This is a genomic window from Archangium gephyra (assembly GCF_042230915.1).
Taxonomy (GTDB): domain Bacteria; phylum Myxococcota; class Myxococcia; order Myxococcales; family Myxococcaceae; genus Archangium; species Archangium gephyra_B.
This window is the reverse complement of record NZ_CP102578.1, coordinates 3,329,151-3,344,873: the sequence shown is the minus strand read 5'-3', so window position 1 is coordinate 3,344,873 and position 15,723 is coordinate 3,329,151. Positions and strand designations below refer to the sequence as shown.

Here is a 15,723-nt window from a genome sequence, read left to right as displayed (position 1 = left end):
GAAGGGTGAACCGCCGCTCCCCTCAGGCGCGGCGCGTCCCTGCCCCGAGTGCCTGAGAGGAGAGCGAGGCGCCAAGCACGAGCAGGACGAGCAGGCCCCAAGCGGGCAGCACCACGCGGGCGCCGCCCTCGTAGATGAGGGCCGCGTAGCTGGTACCGAGGTAGCGGCCGAGCGACATGGGCTCCATCCGGGCGATGCCGAAGAAGCTGACGGTGGACTCGGTGAGGATGGCGGTCGGCAGGCGGCTGAGGAAGACGGCGAGCACGAAGGGGCGCAGCGCGGGCCAGAGGTGGACACGCAGCAGGTGCCAGCGGCCGGCGCCCAAGGCACGCGAGGCGGCGATGAACTCCTGGCCCTCCAGGGTGGCCAGGCGATTGCGGAACATGCGCGCCGGGCCCGCCCAGCCCACCAGGGCCAGGGACACCACCATGAGGCCGAAGGGGCCCAAGCCGCCCGCGTGGCCCGCGTCCAGCATCGACTGTCCAGCCAGCTGGAGCACCATCACCACCAGCACGTCCGGCAGCGCGAAGACGGCGTCCACCGCACGCAATATCCAGTGCTCCACCGTGCCGCCCGCCGCCCGGGCGCTCATGGCCACGCCGAGCCCCAGCACGGTGGACAGGGCCCCGGCGGTGAGGCCGATGGCCAGGGAGACCCAGAGGCCGCCGAAGGCCAGCTCGCACACGGTGCGGTCCGGGTGGGTGGGATCCATGCCCAGGGGGCAGGTGCGGGCGAGCGCTTCGGGGAAGACACGGCCGGCGAGCCAGCTGGCGAGGCCCAGGCCCACCAGCAGCACGAGGCCCACCCAGGCGCGCGTGGGAATGCGGGGAGCGCTCATGAGCGGGCCTCCCGGGCACGCGGGTCCACGAGGAGCCGCACGAGCTCCACCGCGAGGCCCACGAGGACGAGCAGCGAGGCGAAGACGGTGGTGGCCACCACGACGACGGCCACCTGCTTCTGCAGCACGGCGAGGACGTAGAGCTGGCCGAAGTACGGCAGGCCGAAGACGCGCTCGGCGGCGAAGGAGCCGGCGAGCAGCGCGGTGGCCACGGGGCCCACGGCGTCGAGCAGCGCGGGCAGGACGTTGGGCAGCACGTGGCGCCACAGCACGGCGCGGCGGGACAGGCCCTTGCTGAGCGCGGTGCGCACGTAGTCGCGGGACAGCTCGGTGTCGAGCGCGTCCGCCACCAGGGTGCCGAGGAAGATGCCCGGCCAGACGGAGATGACGAGCGCGGCGCTCAGCTCGGGCAGCAGGTGGCCGCGCTCCACCACGGCGGGCGCGAGCAGCAGCGCGGGGATGAAAACGGGGGTACCGAAGGCCGCGGCGGGCAGCGCGTCCGCGAGCACGGAGAGCCGGCCACGCCGCCAGCGGGCGCGCAGCAGCGCGAAGGCCAGGGCCCACCCGAGCGCGAGCACCAGGGCCACCAGCCCCACGCCCACGCTGCCGGAGAGCTTCCACAGCAGCTCGTCCCCGGTGATGCCCTGGGCGCTGGTGCCCAGCCGCTCGCCGCGGAAGAGCTTCTCCCAGGGGCGGAGGAAGCCGAGCGGCTGCCCCAGGCCGAGGTCCCTCCGGTAGGACGCGAGCACCTCGGGGGCCACCTGCCGCTTGGTATCGTCCTCGGTGGTGAGGGGCAGCGCGGCCATGAGGAAATAGGACGCGATGGCGACGATGGGCACGAGCACCAGCTGCCGGCCGAGACGCAGGAGCGCGGGGGGCATGGCTCAGCGCACCTCCGCGGGAGTCCCGCCCAGGCGCAGCTCGCGCAGGGAGAGGAAGTTGAAGGGGTCCACGTCCACGCCGTGCAGGGAGGCGCGCGTCCGGAAGTAGCGGTCCGGGTGGTAGAGGGGCGTGATGACGGCCATCTCGTCGAGGAGCACCGCCTGGGCCTGGCCGTAGAGGGCGCGCGAGCGGGCCTCGTCGGGCTCGGCATCGGCCGCGTCGAGCAGCCGCTCGAAGCGGTCCATGGGCTCGCCGCCCTGCTGCGTCTCCCAGCCCGTCTGGTGGAGCCCGTTGCGCTCGAAGAGGGTGAAGAAGGTGTTGGGGTGCGCGTAGTCCGCGCCCAGGCGGCGCAGGTACATGTCATAGGCGCGAGGGCCCTCGGCGGAGCGGCGGGCCACCTCAGCGGAGAAGTCCGAGCGCGCATCCAGCGTCACCTTCACACCCACCGCGGCGAGCTGCGCGGCGAGGCGCTCGGCGATGGCCACCTCGGGCACGAAGGAGTCTCCCGAGCGGTAGACGAGCCGCAGCGGCCGGTCCAGCCCGGGGGCTCCGGCGAGCTCCGCGCGGGCGCGCTGGGGGTCGAAGTGGGGCAGGCGCGCGGCCTCCTCGGGCGAGGCGGCCCCGGGCAGCTCGGGCGGGAGCAGCACGTGGCTGGGGCGCGCGGCGGGGAGCAGGCCCGCCATGAGGGCCTCGCGATCGATGGCGCGGGCGAGGGCGCGGCGCACCTCGGGCCGGTCGAGCGGGGGGCGCTCGGTGTTGAAGGCGAGGAAGTAGGTGGAGAGGAGCGGCTCGCGCTGGAGGTCGTCCGGGCGGCGGCCCTGGAGCGCCACGGCGCTGTCCACGAAGACGAAGTCCACCCGGCCGCGCTCGTAGAGGGCGGGGCCGATCTCCGACTTGAGGAGGGTGAGCACGGGCGCGGGACGCTCGCCAGGGCCGAGCGGGGGCTGGAAGGCGGAGTGCGGGTTGTGGACGAGCCGCACGCGCTCGCCCGCGCGGTCCCAGCTCTCGACGCGGTAGGGGCCGAGCGCCAGGGGATGGCCGTCGCGAGGCCGGTCGAAGTAGTCGCGCACCGCTTCCTCGGACTTGCCGGCGAGGACGGCGGAGGGCGTGGGAAAGAAGAGGTAGACGTTGGCGAGGCGCGCGAGGAAGTAGTTGCGCGGGCGGGTCAGGGTGACGCGGAGGATGTGCGGGCCGAGCGCCTCGATGCCGGTACGGGCGAGGGCGGCCTCGAGCTGCTCGCGGGGAGCGCCCTTCTCCTGGAGGGCGAGCACCTCGTCGGCACCGGCGAGGTCGGTCAGCTCCCCGCGCTCGCGGCCCTGGAGGGCGCGGTGCCAGCCGGTGACGAAGTCCTGGGCGGTGAGGGGGGTGACGCCGTCGGACCAGCGCACGTCCTGGCGGAGGTGGAAGGTGTAGACCTCCTGGCCGTTGGAGGTGAGGGAGCGCTCCCAGTGCTCGGCGAGCGCGGGCTGGACGGAGTGGTCCGGCGCGAGCGTGGTGAGCCCGCGCTGGGTGGCGAGCATGACGGGGTAGTTGGCCCAGCTGTGGGGGTCGGAGTAGCTCCAGTCGAGCGTGGTGGGCATCGCGGGGACGACGACCTTGACGCCGGGGTCGGGTTGGAAGCCGCAGCGGCCGCAGCCTCCGGCCACGAGGACCAGGACGAGCATCAAGGCGAGTGAGCGCGCGAGGGGAGCCACCGGACGGGGGTTGTATCGCGCAACCGAGGCCCATGGGGTGCGGAGTGCGCCCCCCTCCCCTCGCCCGCCGGGAGAGGGACGGGGTGAGGGTGCCTCGCATCCCTGGTTGCCCCACGAAAAGACAGCGGGCCCCAGGGGGAGTCCCTGGAGCCCGCGAATCACTTCACGCTCTCAACCCGAGACCGCTACGCCGGCGCCGAAACGCCTCCGGGGGCGGGATGGGCATCCGAGGACTTCGCCTGATCCTTGCGGCCGAACTCCTCGGGCTTCTCCAGGAGGAGGGCCTCGCGCAGCACGTCGTCCACGAACTCCACGGGCACGATGCGCAGTTGGGAGCGGATCTTCTTCGGGATGTCCTTCAGGTCCTTCTTGTTGGCCTTCGGGATGAGGACCGTCTTGATGCCCGCGCGGTGGGCGGCCAGGGTCTTCTCCTTCAAGCCGCCGATGGGCAGCACCCGGCCGCGCAGGGTGATTTCACCCGTCATGGCCACGTCCCTGCGCACCTGGATGCGGGTGAGCGCGGACACGAGCGCGGTGCACATGGTCACACCGGCCGACGGACCGTCCTTCGGGATGGCGCCCTCGGGCAGGTGCACGTGGATGTCGTAGTTCTCGAACATCTTGCGGTCGATGCCGAAGCGCTCGGCCCGGGTCCGCACGTACGACATGGCCGCCTGGGCCGACTCCTGCATCACCTCGCCCAGCTTGCCGGTGATGATGAGCTTGCCCTTGCCCGGCATGACCGTGGCTTCGGTGGTGAGGATCTCTCCTCCCATCTCCGTCCAGGCCAGACCGGTGACGATGCCCACCTGGTCCTCGCGCTCGGCCACGCCGTAGCGGAAGCGCGGGGTGCCCAGGTACTTCATCGCCTGCTTGCGGTCGACCACGATGTCGCGCCGGCCGTTCTTCAGGATGTCGCGGGCGATCTTCCGGTACACGCCGCCGATCTCACGCTCCAGCGAGCGCACCCCGGACTCACGCGTGTAGCGGTGGATGATGGTCCGCAGCGCGTCACTGGTGATGTCGATCTTCAGGTCCGCGAGCCCGTTGGCCTCCTGCTCCTTGGGGATCAGGTAGCGCCGCGCGATGTTGAGCTTCTCGGGCTCGGTGTACCCCGCGATCCGGATGACCTCCATGCGGTCCTGCAGAGGACCGGGGATGTTGTGCATCGTGTTCGCGGTGCAGATGAACATCACCTTCGACAGGTCGTAGTCCAGGTCGAGGTAGTGGTCGTTGAAGTTGTGGTTCTGCTCGGGGTCCAGCACCTCCAGCAGCGCCGCGCTCGGGTCGCCACGGAAGTCGGTGGACATCTTGTCGATCTCATCGAGCAGGAAGACGGGGTTGTTGCTGCCCGCCTTCTTGAGCGACTGGATGAGCTTGCCCGGCATGGCGCCGATGTACGTGCGCCGGTGGCCGCGGATCTCGGCCTCGTCCCGCACGCCGCCCAGGGACAGCCGGACGAACTTGCGGCCGGTGGCGCGGGCGATGGAGCGAGCCAGCGACGTCTTGCCGACGCCCGGAGGCCCCACGAAGCAGAGCACGGGGCCCTTGAGCTTCTTCACCAGCTGCTGCACGGCCAGGTACTCGAGGATGCGCTCCTTGGGGCGCTTGAGGCCGTAGTGGTCCTCGTTGAGCACCCGCTCGGCCTCGACCACATCCAGCCGATCCTGGGTCTCTTCGTACCAGGGCAGGCTGATGATCCAGTCGATGTAGTTGCGCACGACGGTGGCCTCGGCGCTCATCGGGCTCATCATCCGGAGCTTCTTGAGCTCCTTCTTGACCTTGAGCGTGGCCTCCTTGCTCATCCGCTTGTTCTTGAGCTTCTCCTCGATCTCCTGGATCTCGTTCTTGAACTCGTCGCGCTCACCCAGCTCCTTCTGAATGGCCTGCATCTGCTCATTCAGGTAGTACTCCTTCTGGGTCTTCTCCATCTGCTTCTTGACGCGGGTGCGGATCTTCTTCTCGACCTGCAGTATCTCGATCTCACCCTGCATCAGCTCGTAGAGCTTCTCCAGCCGCTTGGCCGGGCTCTCCGTCTCGAGCAGCGCCTGCTTGTCGTTCAGCTTGAGCGACAGGTGGGCGACGATGGTGTCAGCCAGGCGCGCCGGGTCGTCGATGCTCGCCACCTGCATGAGCATCTCGGGTGGAATCCGCTTGTTGAGCTTGACGAAGGCCTCGAAGACCGAGTGCACGCTGCGCACGAGCGCCTCGAGCTCCACGGACTTCTCGCTCTGCTCCTCGACCTCCTCCACCTCCACCATGAAGAAGGCGTCGTTGGGCATGAACTTCTTCACGCGCGCGCGCCGCACGCCTTCCACGAGCACCTTCACCGTGCCATCGGGCAGGGGGAGGAGCTGGATGACGTGGCCGATGGTGCCGAAGTGGAAGATGTCCTCCGCTGTCGGGTCATTCGTCTTGGCCTTCTTCTGGGCGGCCAGGAGGATGACGGCCTTGTCGTCGGGGCCCTTGTGGGCCATCGCGTCCTTCAGCGCCGCGATGGACTTCTCCCGGCCGACGAACAGCGGGACCACCATGTGCGGAAACACGATGATGTCCCGCAGCGGGAGGAGCGGTACGGTGCTCCCACGCTTCTGGGCATCCCTCTTGTCGTCTCGTCCGAAGAACATGTATTCGCCACCTGCCTGCTTGCCACCCTAGGTTGCAAGCCCCTGGTAAAGTTGCCCGCCCGCACACCGAGAGTACGAGCAGGTAAGACGGTCTCTATAACACGGCCCCTCCGGCGGCCGTTCCCCGCGTGAAAGATGGGGAACGTTGGCCTGCAAGCAAGGGAACACCCTAGGGGCCATCGGGTGTCCGGTCGCTGGTTTAGCGGGCCCGATTTGCGTTCGCAGCGGATGCAGTGCCGCCCGCCTGCACGCCAAGTACTTCGAAAAGGAAGCTGTAGAGGTCCACGCTGGACTCGATGGCCTTGGCCACCTGGTCCGCCCCGCCGTGTCCGGCGTTGGCTTCGATACGTAGCAGGGCGGGCGCGGCGTGTCCCGCGTTCTGCACCCGGGCCACGAACTTCCGGGCATGCAGGGGGTCCACCCGGTCGTCGTGGTCCGCGGCCATCATCAGGAGGGCCGGGTAGCGCACGCCCGCCCTCACGCGGTGGTAGGGCGAGTAGGCGTGCAGCACCCGGAAGTCCTCCGGCTGCTCCGCCGTGCCGTACTCCGGAATCCACGTCTTGCCACTGCCGAACAGGTGGTAGCGCACCATGTCCAACAGGGGCACCTGGCACACCACCGCCCCGAACAGCTCCGGGCGCTGGGTCATCGCGGCCCCCACCAGCAGGCCGCCGTTGCTGCCGCCGGAGATGGCCAGCTTCTCGGGCCGGGTGTAGCCCTCGCGGATGAGGAACTCGGCCGCCGCGTGGAAGTCGTCGAAGACGTTCTGCTTGCGGTCCAGGCGGCCGGCCTCGTGCCAGGCCTTCCCGTACTCCCCTCCCCCGCGCAGGTTGGCCACCGCGTACACGCCCCCCGCGTCCAGCCACGGGTAGATGCTGGAGCGGAACGACGGCAGCATGCTCACGTTGAAGCCGCCGTAGCCGTTGAGCAGGGTCGGGTTGTCCCCGTTCTTCTTCAGGTCCTTGCGGTACACGAGGAAGAGGGGCACCCGCGTGCCGTCCTTCGAGCGGTAGAAGGCCTGTTCCACCGTGTAGCGCTCCGGCTGGATGGGCAGGTCCACCCGGGCCCACAGCTCCACCCGCCCGCTGGCCACGGACGTCTTGTAGACCTGCGGCGGGGTGCTGAAGGAGCTGAAGACGAACCAGGCCTCGTCGCGGTCTTCCAGGCCGAAGAGGTTGCTCGCCGCGCCCACGCCCGGCAGCGCCACGTCGCGCACCGGCTGGCCCTCCAGCGTCACCAGCTTCACCCGCGTGGTGGCGTCCTTCAGGTAGGCGAGCGCCAGGTGGCCGCCCACGATGTTGATGCCCTGCAGCGCCGCCGTGGGGTCCTCGGGGACGAGCTCCCTCCACGCCGAGCGCTCGGGCCGCTCGGGAGACACCTTGAAGACGCGCTCCATGGGCGCGCCCTCGTCGGTGAGCACGTAGAACCAGTCATCCCAGACGTCCACCCCGTATTTGGCCCCCTCGCCCTTCACCAGCAGGCGGAAGTCCTTCTCCCCCACCCGCTTCCACCAGACGTCGTTCTCGCTCCAGCCGCGGGTGATGTAGACGAAGAGGTACTTGCCGTCCCGGCTGACGCCCCCGTTGAGGAACGTCTTCGGGTCCCCCGTGCGCGGGTGCACCAGCGCGTCCGTCTTCGGGTCCGTGCCCAGCCGGTGCAGTCGCAGCTCGGTGTAGCCGGGCCGCTCGGACACGGGGATGGACGGGTCCGTGGGCAGCCACGCGTAGTAGAAGGACTGGTTGTCCGGCGTCCAGCTCGGGGAGGCGTACTTGGCCCCCTCGATGACGTCCACCTCGCTCCACTTCCCCGTGTCCACGTCCAGCACGTGGAGGATGGCCTCGTCCGCCGCGTTCGGCTTGCGGCTGAAGGCCAGCTTCCGGCCATCCCACGAGGGCGCCCACATGCCCAACGACACCGTGCCGTCCGGGCTCCAGGTGTTCGGGTCCAGCAGGACGCGCTCCTCGCCCTTCTCCCCCTCACGCCAGTAGAGGACGGCCTTCTCCTTGTCCTTGTGCGTGCGGACGTAGAAGTAGCGCTCCCCGCGGACGGCCGGCGCGGACAGGGACTCCACGTAGAAGAGCTCCGTGTAGCGCTGGCGCAGGGCCTCGCGGCCGGGGAACCGGGCGAGCTGCTCCCGGGTGAAGGCGTCCTGGGCCTTCATCCACGCCTGTACCTCGGGGGACTTCTCGTCCTCGAGCCAACGGTACGGGTCCGCCACCTCCACCCCGTGCAGGGTGTCCACCACCGCCTCCACCCTCGTGGCCGGTTGATTCATCCGCTTCGTCTCCATGCGTGGGACAGCAGATAAGGCAACGCCCCCGTCCGTCCCACGAAAAGTGCGGGACTGGCGGGGGCGTCCGTGACGCGCGGTGGGGCACGGGCTCAGCTCGGGGCCCGTGGCACCCTCACCCCGTCCCTCTCCCGGGGGGAGAGGGGACAGTGGGCACCTACGCGCTCTCCTTCTTGGGCTCCGTCTCCTTGTTGTCCTGGGAGTGGAGCACCACCGGCTCGCTCTTCTTGAGGATGACCTCCTCGGAGATCACCACCTCGCGTGCCGTCTTGCGCGAGGGCAGCTCGTACATCACGTCCAGCATCGCGCTCTCCAGGATGGAGCGCAGGCCGCGCGCTCCCGCCTTGCGACGGATGGCCTCGGAGGCAATCGCCTTGAGCGCCCCGTCCGTGAACTTCAGCGAGATGCCGTCCAGCTCGAAGAGCTTCTTGTACTGCTTCGTCAGCGCGTTCTTCGGCTGGCTGAGGATGTTCACCAGCGCCGGCTCGTCCAGCTCCTCGAGCGCCGTGACAATCGGCAGACGGCCGATGAACTCCGGAATCATGCCGAACTTCAGCAGATCCTCCGGCTCCACTTGCTTGAGCAGCTCGGTGAGGTTGCGCTGCTTCTTGGACTGGATGTCCGCGCCGAAGCCCAGGCTGCGGCCGCCCAGCCGCCGCTCGATGACCTGCTCCAGCCCGCCGAACGCGCCGCCGCAGATGAAGAGGATGTTCGTCGTGTCCACCTGCAGGAACTCCTGCTGCGGGTGCTTGCGGCCCCCCTTCGGCGGCACGTTGGCGACGGTACCCTCGATGATCTTCAGCAGCGCCTGCTGCACGCCCTCGCCCGACACGTCGCGGGTGATGGACGGGTTCTCCGACTTGCGGGCGATCTTGTCGATCTCGTCGATGTAGACGATGCCGCGCTGGGCCCGCTCGATGTCGTGGTCGGCGGCCTGGAGCAGGTTGACGATGATGTTCTCGACGTCCTCACCCACGTAGCCGGCCTCGGTGAGGCACGTGGCGTCCGCGATGGTGAAGGGCACGTTGAGGATGCGCGCCAGCGTCTGCGCCAGCAGCGTCTTGCCGCTGCCCGTGGGGCCCAGCAGAAGGATGTTGCTCTTCTGCAGCTCCACGTCGTCCATGGCCACCTTGGACTCGATGCGCTTGTAGTGGTTGTGCACCGCCACCGAGAGCGTCTTCTTCGCGCGCTCCTGGCCGATCACGTACTCGTCGAGGATGGCCTTGATCTCACTGGGCCGAGGAATCCTCAGCTTCGTGTCCTTGGTCTCCTCGCGGTCGATCTCCTCCGCGATGATGTCGTTGCACAGTCCAATGCACTCGTCGCAGATGTAGACCGTCGGTCCCGCGATGAGCTTCTTCACCTCTTTCTGCGACTTGCCGCAGAACGAACAGCAGAGGGACTGGTTGTCTCGCTTCTCCACGTTCTTACCCGCCATGTTTGCCCTCGCTGCAACTGCCTGGAGGTGCGCTCCCCAACCGGCCCGCCCCCCTGCCTTTGAACCAATCTAGTCAGCCCCTGTCCGGGGCGTCCACGCACCTGCTGGATACTTAACAGCCCAAAACGACAAGCGCAGAAAACAGAAGCCGGAGACGCGGTGCAGCATTCCCCGCGGCTCCGGCCCGTATGCCCCGCGAGGGGGCGCCTACTTGTTGGTGCGCTCGCCCGGGGGCGGCGTCAGCACCTTCCGGGGGTTCTGCACCTCGTCGAGGATGCCGTACGCCTTGGCCTCCATCGCCCCCATGAAGTAGTCGCGATCCGTGTCCTTCTCCACACGCTCGATCGGCTGGCCGGTGTGCTTGACGATGAGCTCGTTGAGCTTGGCCCGCATGCGGAGGATTTCCTTGGCCTGGATCTCGATGTCCGTGGCCTGCCCGCGCACCCCACCCAGCGGCTGGTGGATCATGATGCGCGAGCTGGGCAGGGCGTAGCGCTTGCCCTTGGCCCCGGCCAGCAGCAGCACCGCGCCCATGGAAGCCGCCTGGCCCACGCAGATGGTGGACACCTGCGGCTTCACGTACTGCATGGTGTCGTAGATGGCCAAACCGGCCGTCACGGAACCACCGGGCGAGTTGATGTAGAGGTTGATGTCCTTGTCCGGGTCCTCGGACTCCAGGAACAGGAGCTGGGCGACGATGACGTTGGCGACGTCATCGTCGATCTCCGTTCCCAGCATGACGATCCGGTCCTTCAGGAGCCGGCTGTAGATGTCGTACGAGCGCTCCCCACGGTGGGTCTGCTCGATGACGTAGGGAACGGGCATGAAGGGCATGACAACCTCGCGAAGGGTCTAAGGAAGAACTCCTAGGAATACTTCGCCTGACCCTTCAGGAATTCAATCGTCTTTTCTTCGCGGAGTCGGAGGCTCAACCCCTGACGCTCTTCCGGGCCCTTGAAGTACTTGCGGACGACGGAGATGTCCTGCTTGGCCTCCTGGGCGAGCTCCTCGAGCTTCTTCTCCACGTCGGCGTCGCTGGCCTGGATGTTCTCCTTTTGAGCAATGGCCTCGATGAGCAGCGCCCCCTTCACCTCCTTGGTGGCCTCCTCACGCAGGTCCTCGCGCAGCCGGTTGAAGTCCAGGTTGAGCTGGCGCGGGTCCATGCCCATGCGGGCCATGGCGCGCAGCCGGTTCTCCAGCATGTTGTCGATGGTGCGCTCCACCATCGCCTTGGGCACCTCGAAGGCGTTGCGCTCGATGAGGGCCTTGAGCAGCGCGTCGCGCTCCTCGCCCTGGGCCTTGTTGCGCTTGCCCTGCTCCAGGTCCGCGCGGATCTTCCCGCGCAGCTCCTCGAGCGACTGGGCCTCGCCCGTCTCCTTGGCGAAGTCGTCGTTGAGCTCGGGGATGACCTTCTTCTTCAAGCCCTTGACGGTGAACTTGAAGCGGGCCGTCTTGCCCTTGACGTCCTCCACCCGGTAGTCGGCGGGGAAGGAGTAGTCCAGCTCCTTGGCCTCGCCCACCTTGGTGCCCTCGAGGGCGGCCACGTTGGACTCCACCAGCTCGCCGGCGGCCAGCTCCACCGTCACGTCATCGGCCTTGCTGCCGGGGAAGTCCTTGCCGTCCACGGTGGCCACGTAGTCCACGGTGGCGAAGTCGCCCATCTGCGCCGTGTCACGGCCCTCCACGGGCTCCAGCCGGGCCATGCTCTCCCGGAGCTGGGTCAGCCGGTCGTCCACGTCCTTGTCCTCGACCTTGGTGTCGGAGCGGGTGAGCGGCAGGCCCTGGTAGTCCTTGGCCTCCACCTTGGGCCTCACCTCGACGCGCGCCTCGAAGGTGAAGGGGGCATCGGCCTTGAGGCCGGAGTTGTTGGTCACCTGGGGCGGGGCCACGGCGTCCACCTTGTGCTCCCGGGCGGCCTCCTGCCAGGCGCTCTGCATCACGCGCTGGATGACCTCGTCCTCCACCTGCTCCCGGTAGCGCTGCTCGAGGATGCGGCGGGGAACCTTGCCCTGACGGAAGCCGGGCAGCTTCACCTGCTTGGCGAGCGCGTTGTACGCCCGGGTGAGCTCCTCGGTCACGCGGGAGTTCTCGACCTCGATGGAGAGCTTCTTCTCGATGGGAGAGAGCTCCTCGATCTGGACCTTCATGGGGATGCCTCGCTCGCGCCGGGCGCACCGTGGACGCCGGCGTGTCGAATGGGTGAAGAACTGACGATGTGGGACGTGCGCGTTTAGGAGATAGGTCCGATCCGGTCAACGCGAAATGGCCGGAGTGGGCGAGGAGGGACTCGAACCCTCACACCTTGCGGTACCAGATCCTAAGTCTGGCGCGTCTACCAGTTTCGCCACCCGCCCGGGGGCTGACCGTGCGTTGTAACCCGAAAACGGGGGCCCGGCGCACGCGAATCCAGGACCCCAAAAAGGAACCGGGGCCCCCTCATCGCTGAAGGGGCCCCGGTCTGTGAGAGCGGAGGGAATCGAACCCACAACCTATGGATTAAGAGTCCATTGCTCTACCAATTGAGCTACGCTCCCGACTCTTGTGCGCCGTGCGGTTCGTCACCGCGCGTCGACGGGGACGGCTTGTACGGTGCGACGCGGCCCACGTCAAATGCTTTTTTTCGGACCCCCGCGCAACCCCTCCAGAGTCCCTGACAGAGCCACTGAGCTGAGCCCGCCTGCCCTCCGAGCTGGCGCTGGACAGGTGTTCAGTATCGGGATGCCAAAGCACGCCGTCCAGGGTTGAATCCTCCCCGAGGTGCGGGCGGACGGAGGTCGTTCGCCCTTTTCGCAGGCGGAGACAGAGCAGCGGCATGGAAGCACACAACAAGGCGGAAACCGCGTCGAGCCAGTGGAGCTCCGAGCGCGTGGAACTCATCAAGCGGACCATCTGCCCCCGAGGCATCGGGGAGGACGAGTTCGCCCTCTTCATCGAGCAGTGCAAGCGCTCCGGGTTGGACCCGTTGCTGAAGGAGGCCTTCTGCGTGGCCCGCCGGCAGAACGCGGGCAACCGGGAGAAGCCCAATTGGGTGACGCGCTACGAGTTCCAGCCCTCCGAGGCGGGAATGCTGGCGCGCGCGGAGCGCTTCCCGGACTTCAAGGGCATCCAGGCGAGTGCGGTGTACGCCGAGGATGAGATCATCGTGGACCAGGGCAAGGGCGAGGTGGTGCATCGCTTCAACCCGGCCAAGCGCAAGGGCAGCCTGGTGGGAGCCTGGTCGCGGGTGGTGCGCGATGGGAAGCTGCCGGTGGTGGTGTGGCTGGACTTCGCGGGCTACGTCCAGCAGACGCCGCTGTGGGCCAAGATTCCCACGACGATGATCGAGAAGTGCGCGCGCGTGGCGGCGCTACGCAAGGCGTACCCCGAGGCCTTCGGCGGCCTGTACGTGCGCGAGGAGATGCCGGCCGAGGAGTTCGAGCCGGCGCAGGCCGAGCCCGCGTCCTCCCACGGAGGCTACGAGCGTCCCGGCACCGCGAAGGCGTCCTTCCCTCCCCTGCCCACGGCTCACCGTGAGGCGCGCGAGGAGAAGGAGCACGCTCCGGCTCCGGCGCAGGCCAAGGAGCCGCACCGGGAAGAGCCGCACCGGGAGACCGTGCGTGAACCCGAGCCGGTCCGCGAGTCCGTGAAGGCGCGTCCCGCGGCCACCTCCGCCAAGGAGGTCCGCGAGCCCGTGGTGGCCAAGGACTCCGCCAAGGACTCCCTCAAGGACACCCAGGCGAAGGACGTGAAGGCCAAGGAGAAGGCCCCCGAGCCCGCTCCGGCCACCGAGCCGGCCCCCGCCCTGGAGGCTCCGGCGAAGCTGAAGAGCTCGTCGGTGGTGGTGGCCTTCGGTCCGCACAAGGGCAAGACGGCCTCGGAGCTCAGCGACGAGGAGCTGGCCGAGACGATCGACCTGGCTCACGAGAAGCTGATGGAGCAGCCCAAGGCGAAGTGGGCCCGGCCGATGCGCGAGAACCTCGCGGCGCTCGAGACCGAGGCCGAGCTGCGCTGCCGCGTTCCCGCGGTGGACGCGAAGGCCTGAGGTTGAGTCGCTAGGGGGGAGAGTTCCCGGCGTGGCGGCACCCTCGAGAGGGGGTGCTGCTGCGCGCCCAGAGGGACTTGAACCCCCAACCCTCGGCTTCGAAGGCCGATGCTCTATCCAGTTGAGCTATAGGCGCAAAAAAGCGGGGGATGAGAAGGGCGGCCAACCGGGATCGAACCGGTAACCTCAGGAGTCACAGTCCTGCGCTCTAACCAGTTGAGCTATGGCCGCCGTTACGACGAACAACTCGCGCTGAAACAACCGCGCTGAAACGTGGCGGCTTCCCTACCGTGGAAACCGTTACGGTTCAAGCCCCTTTTGTCACAACGGAGATGGTGGCGCGCCAGGCGGGACTCGAACCCACGACCCTCGGCTTAGAAGGCCGATGCTCTATCCAGCTGAGCTACTGGCACCCAGTCTTCTCCGTTACCGCGGTACTGCTGTATCGGGGCGAGAGGATTCGAACCTCCGACCCCCTGCGCCCAAGGCAGGTGCGCTACCAGGCTGCGCTACGCCCCGATGAAGTTCAACATTGTTGAACCATCCGGAACGGACGCGCAAGGCAAACGTTCCTGACACCTGCTTACCCACCCGCAGGCTGTCCACCCGCCATCGCTTGGAGATGGGGCAGCATCTTCTGGAAGGCAACGCCCCGGTGAGAGATGGCCGCCTTCTCCTCGGAGGTCAGCTCCGCCATCGTCTTGCCCCGCGGCAGGACGAAGACTGGATCGTAACCGAAGCCATGGGAGCCCCGGGGCTCGTGGCCGATGCGCCCCTCGCAGCGGCCCACCTCGATGATGGCGCGGCCCCCGCCCGGCTGCACCAGGCAGAGCGCGCACACGAAGGCCGCGGTGCGCTTCTCGTCCGGGACGCCCGACAGCTCGGCGAGCAGCTTCTGGTAGCGCGCCTTGTCGTCGCCCTCGGCGTAGCGCGCCGAGTGAACCCCGGGCCGTCCTCCCAGTGCGTCCACGCACAGCCCCGAGTCATCCGCCAGCGCCGGCAGTCCGCTCGCCGCGGAGTAGGCGCGGGCCTTGAGCTCGGCGTTCTCCTCGAAGGTGGCGCCGGTCTCCTCGGGCTCGGGGATGGGCGGCAGATCCTTGAGGGACACCACCTCCACGGCGTCCCCCACGAGGCCGCGCAGCTCGCGCAGCTTGCCCGCGTTGCCGGTGGCGAAGAGCAGCCGGGGCTTCATGCGCCGAGCACCTTCTGCTGGGCCTCGGTGAGCTGGCGGATGGTGGCCAGTCCCGCGTCGAGCATCGCGTCCATCGTCTTGCGATCGAAGAGCTGGTGCTCGGCGGTGCCCTGCACTTCGACGATGCGGCCGTCGCCGGTGGCCACCAGGTTCAGGTCCACGTCGGCGCTGGAGTCCTCGTCATAGTCGAGGTCCACCCGAACCTCGCCCTTCACCACGCCCACGGACACGGCGGCGATGGGGGTGAGCTTGGGCATGCGCGACATCACCCCGGCCTTGTGCAGCTTGCGCATGGCGAGCACCAGGGCCACGTAGGCGCCGGTGATGGAGGCGGTGCGGGTGCCGCCGTCGGCCTGGAGGACGTCGCAGTCCAGGGTGAAGGTGCGCACGCCCAGGCCCGGCAGGTCCACCGCGGCGCGCATGGAGCGGCCGATGAGCCGCTGGATCTCCAGCGTGCGCCCGGTCTGCTTGCCCTTGGCGGCTTCACGCGGGGAGCGGGTGTGAGTGGAGCGCGGCAGCATGCCGTACTCGGCCGTCACCCAGCCGGAGCCCTTGCCCATCAGGTGGGGCGGCACCTTCTCCTCCACCGAGCAGGTGACGAGCACGCGGGTATCGCCGAATTCCACCTGGGTCGAGCCCTCGGCGTGACGGGTGATACCAGGAGTGAGGGTGACGGGGCGCATGTCCAGCGCCCCACGGTTGAAGGACCGCATGGGGAGGCTCCTCGGAAGGGGGAAACGG

Annotated in this window: 11 protein-coding genes and 6 tRNA genes; 1 reads left to right on the top strand and 16 read right to left on the bottom strand. The window is 68.4% G+C overall.

Annotated features, from left to right (window positions below):
- Positions 1-22 precede the first annotated feature (22 nt).
- The 10 genes from NR798_RS13530 to NR798_RS13485 all read right to left on the bottom strand — a co-directional run bounded on the left by NR798_RS13530 (position 23) and on the right by NR798_RS13485 (position 12,303).
- Complete coding sequence (locus NR798_RS13530; protein ID WP_375771874.1) at positions 23-838, bottom strand: ABC transporter permease; 816 nt, start codon at positions 836-838, stop codon at positions 23-25.
- Entirely contained in the window at positions 835-1,719 is an 885-nt protein-coding gene (locus tag NR798_RS13525) for an ABC transporter permease subunit (RefSeq protein WP_375771873.1), read from the bottom strand. Before NR798_RS13525 ends, NR798_RS13530 begins: the two co-directional genes overlap by 4 nt.
- A 3-nt stretch (positions 1,720-1,722) precedes the next feature.
- Complete coding sequence (locus NR798_RS13520; protein WP_375771872.1) at positions 1,723-3,384, bottom strand: peptide ABC transporter substrate-binding protein; 1,662 nt, start codon at positions 3,382-3,384, stop codon at positions 1,723-1,725.
- A gap of 215 nt (positions 3,385-3,599) precedes the next feature.
- Positions 3,600-6,041, bottom strand: coding sequence for an endopeptidase La (gene lon / locus NR798_RS13515; RefSeq protein ID WP_375771871.1), 2,442 nt, complete (start codon positions 6,039-6,041; stop codon positions 3,600-3,602).
- Between the two features lie 199 nt (positions 6,042-6,240).
- Entirely contained in the window at positions 6,241-8,316 is a 2,076-nt protein-coding gene (locus tag NR798_RS13510; protein WP_375771870.1) for a prolyl oligopeptidase family protein, read from the bottom strand.
- 172 nt (positions 8,317-8,488) lie between these two features.
- The gene (gene clpX, locus NR798_RS13505) at positions 8,489-9,769 is read right to left on the bottom strand and encodes an ATP-dependent Clp protease ATP-binding subunit ClpX (RefSeq protein ID WP_375771869.1); all 1,281 of its coding nucleotides are present in this window, start codon (positions 9,767-9,769) and stop codon (positions 8,489-8,491) included.
- A gap of 207 nt (positions 9,770-9,976) precedes the next feature.
- The gene (gene clpP / locus NR798_RS13500) at positions 9,977-10,603 is read right to left on the bottom strand and encodes an ATP-dependent Clp endopeptidase proteolytic subunit ClpP (RefSeq protein WP_375771868.1); all 627 of its coding nucleotides are present in this window, start codon (positions 10,601-10,603) and stop codon (positions 9,977-9,979) included.
- 32 nt (positions 10,604-10,635) lie between these two features.
- Positions 10,636-11,916, bottom strand: coding sequence for a trigger factor (gene tig / locus NR798_RS13495; protein ID WP_375771867.1), 1,281 nt, complete (start codon positions 11,914-11,916; stop codon positions 10,636-10,638).
- A 125-nt stretch (positions 11,917-12,041) separates the two neighbouring features.
- Positions 12,042-12,123, bottom strand: a tRNA-Leu gene (locus NR798_RS13490).
- A 107-nt stretch (positions 12,124-12,230) separates the two neighbouring features.
- A tRNA-Lys gene (locus NR798_RS13485) sits at positions 12,231-12,303 on the bottom strand.
- A 278-nt stretch (positions 12,304-12,581) separates the two neighbouring features.
- On the opposite strand from NR798_RS13485, the gene bet reads away from it, so the two are divergent.
- Complete coding sequence (gene bet / locus NR798_RS13480) at positions 12,582-13,790, top strand: phage recombination protein Bet (RefSeq protein WP_375771866.1); 1,209 nt, start codon at positions 12,582-12,584, stop codon at positions 13,788-13,790.
- A gap of 62 nt (positions 13,791-13,852) precedes the next feature.
- Here bet and NR798_RS13475 read toward each other — a convergent pair.
- The 6 genes from NR798_RS13475 to rph all read right to left on the bottom strand — a co-directional run bounded on the left by NR798_RS13475 (position 13,853) and on the right by rph (position 15,695).
- A tRNA-Arg gene (locus NR798_RS13475) sits at positions 13,853-13,926 on the bottom strand.
- 21 nt (positions 13,927-13,947) lie between these two features.
- A tRNA-His gene (locus NR798_RS13470) sits at positions 13,948-14,021 on the bottom strand.
- Between the two features lie 105 nt (positions 14,022-14,126).
- Positions 14,127-14,203: transfer RNA gene (locus tag NR798_RS13465), tRNA-Arg, on the bottom strand.
- A gap of 32 nt (positions 14,204-14,235) precedes the next feature.
- Positions 14,236-14,309 (bottom strand) — tRNA-Pro (locus NR798_RS13460).
- Positions 14,310-14,373: 64 nt separating this feature from the next.
- Positions 14,374-14,982: an RdgB/HAM1 family non-canonical purine NTP pyrophosphatase gene (gene rdgB / locus NR798_RS13455; protein ID WP_375771865.1), complete on the bottom strand. Its 609-nt coding sequence runs from the start codon at positions 14,980-14,982 to the stop codon at positions 14,374-14,376.
- Positions 14,979-15,695, bottom strand: a complete 717-nt coding sequence (gene rph, locus NR798_RS13450; RefSeq protein WP_375771864.1) for a ribonuclease PH — start codon at positions 15,693-15,695, stop codon at positions 14,979-14,981. Before rph ends, rdgB begins: the two co-directional genes overlap by 4 nt.
- Positions 15,696-15,723: the final 28 nt, after the last annotated feature.

Coding starts and splice junctions, on each gene's coding strand:
- rdgB (WP_375771865.1), bottom strand. CDS start 14,982: ATGAAGCCCCGGCTGCTCTTCGCCACCGGCAACGCGGGCAAGCTGCGC.
- NR798_RS13510 (WP_375771870.1), bottom strand. CDS start 8,316: ATGAATCAACCGGCCACGAGGGTGGAGGCGGTGGTGGACACCCTGCAC.
- NR798_RS13520 (WP_375771872.1), bottom strand. CDS start 3,384: ATGCTCGTCCTGGTCCTCGTGGCCGGAGGCTGCGGCCGCTGCGGCTTC.
- NR798_RS13525 (WP_375771873.1), bottom strand. CDS start 1,719: ATGCCCCCCGCGCTCCTGCGTCTCGGCCGGCAGCTGGTGCTCGTGCCC.
- clpX (WP_375771869.1), bottom strand. CDS start 9,769: ATGGCGGGTAAGAACGTGGAGAAGCGAGACAACCAGTCCCTCTGCTGT.
- clpP (WP_375771868.1), bottom strand. CDS start 10,603: ATGCCCTTCATGCCCGTTCCCTACGTCATCGAGCAGACCCACCGTGGG.
- bet (WP_375771866.1), top strand. CDS start 12,582: ATGGAAGCACACAACAAGGCGGAAACCGCGTCGAGCCAGTGGAGCTCC.
- lon (WP_375771871.1), bottom strand. CDS start 6,041: ATGTTCTTCGGACGAGACGACAAGAGGGATGCCCAGAAGCGTGGGAGC.
- rph (WP_375771864.1), bottom strand. CDS start 15,695: ATGCGGTCCTTCAACCGTGGGGCGCTGGACATGCGCCCCGTCACCCTC.
- tig (WP_375771867.1), bottom strand. CDS start 11,916: ATGAAGGTCCAGATCGAGGAGCTCTCTCCCATCGAGAAGAAGCTCTCC.
- NR798_RS13530 (WP_375771874.1), bottom strand. CDS start 838: ATGAGCGCTCCCCGCATTCCCACGCGCGCCTGGGTGGGCCTCGTGCTG.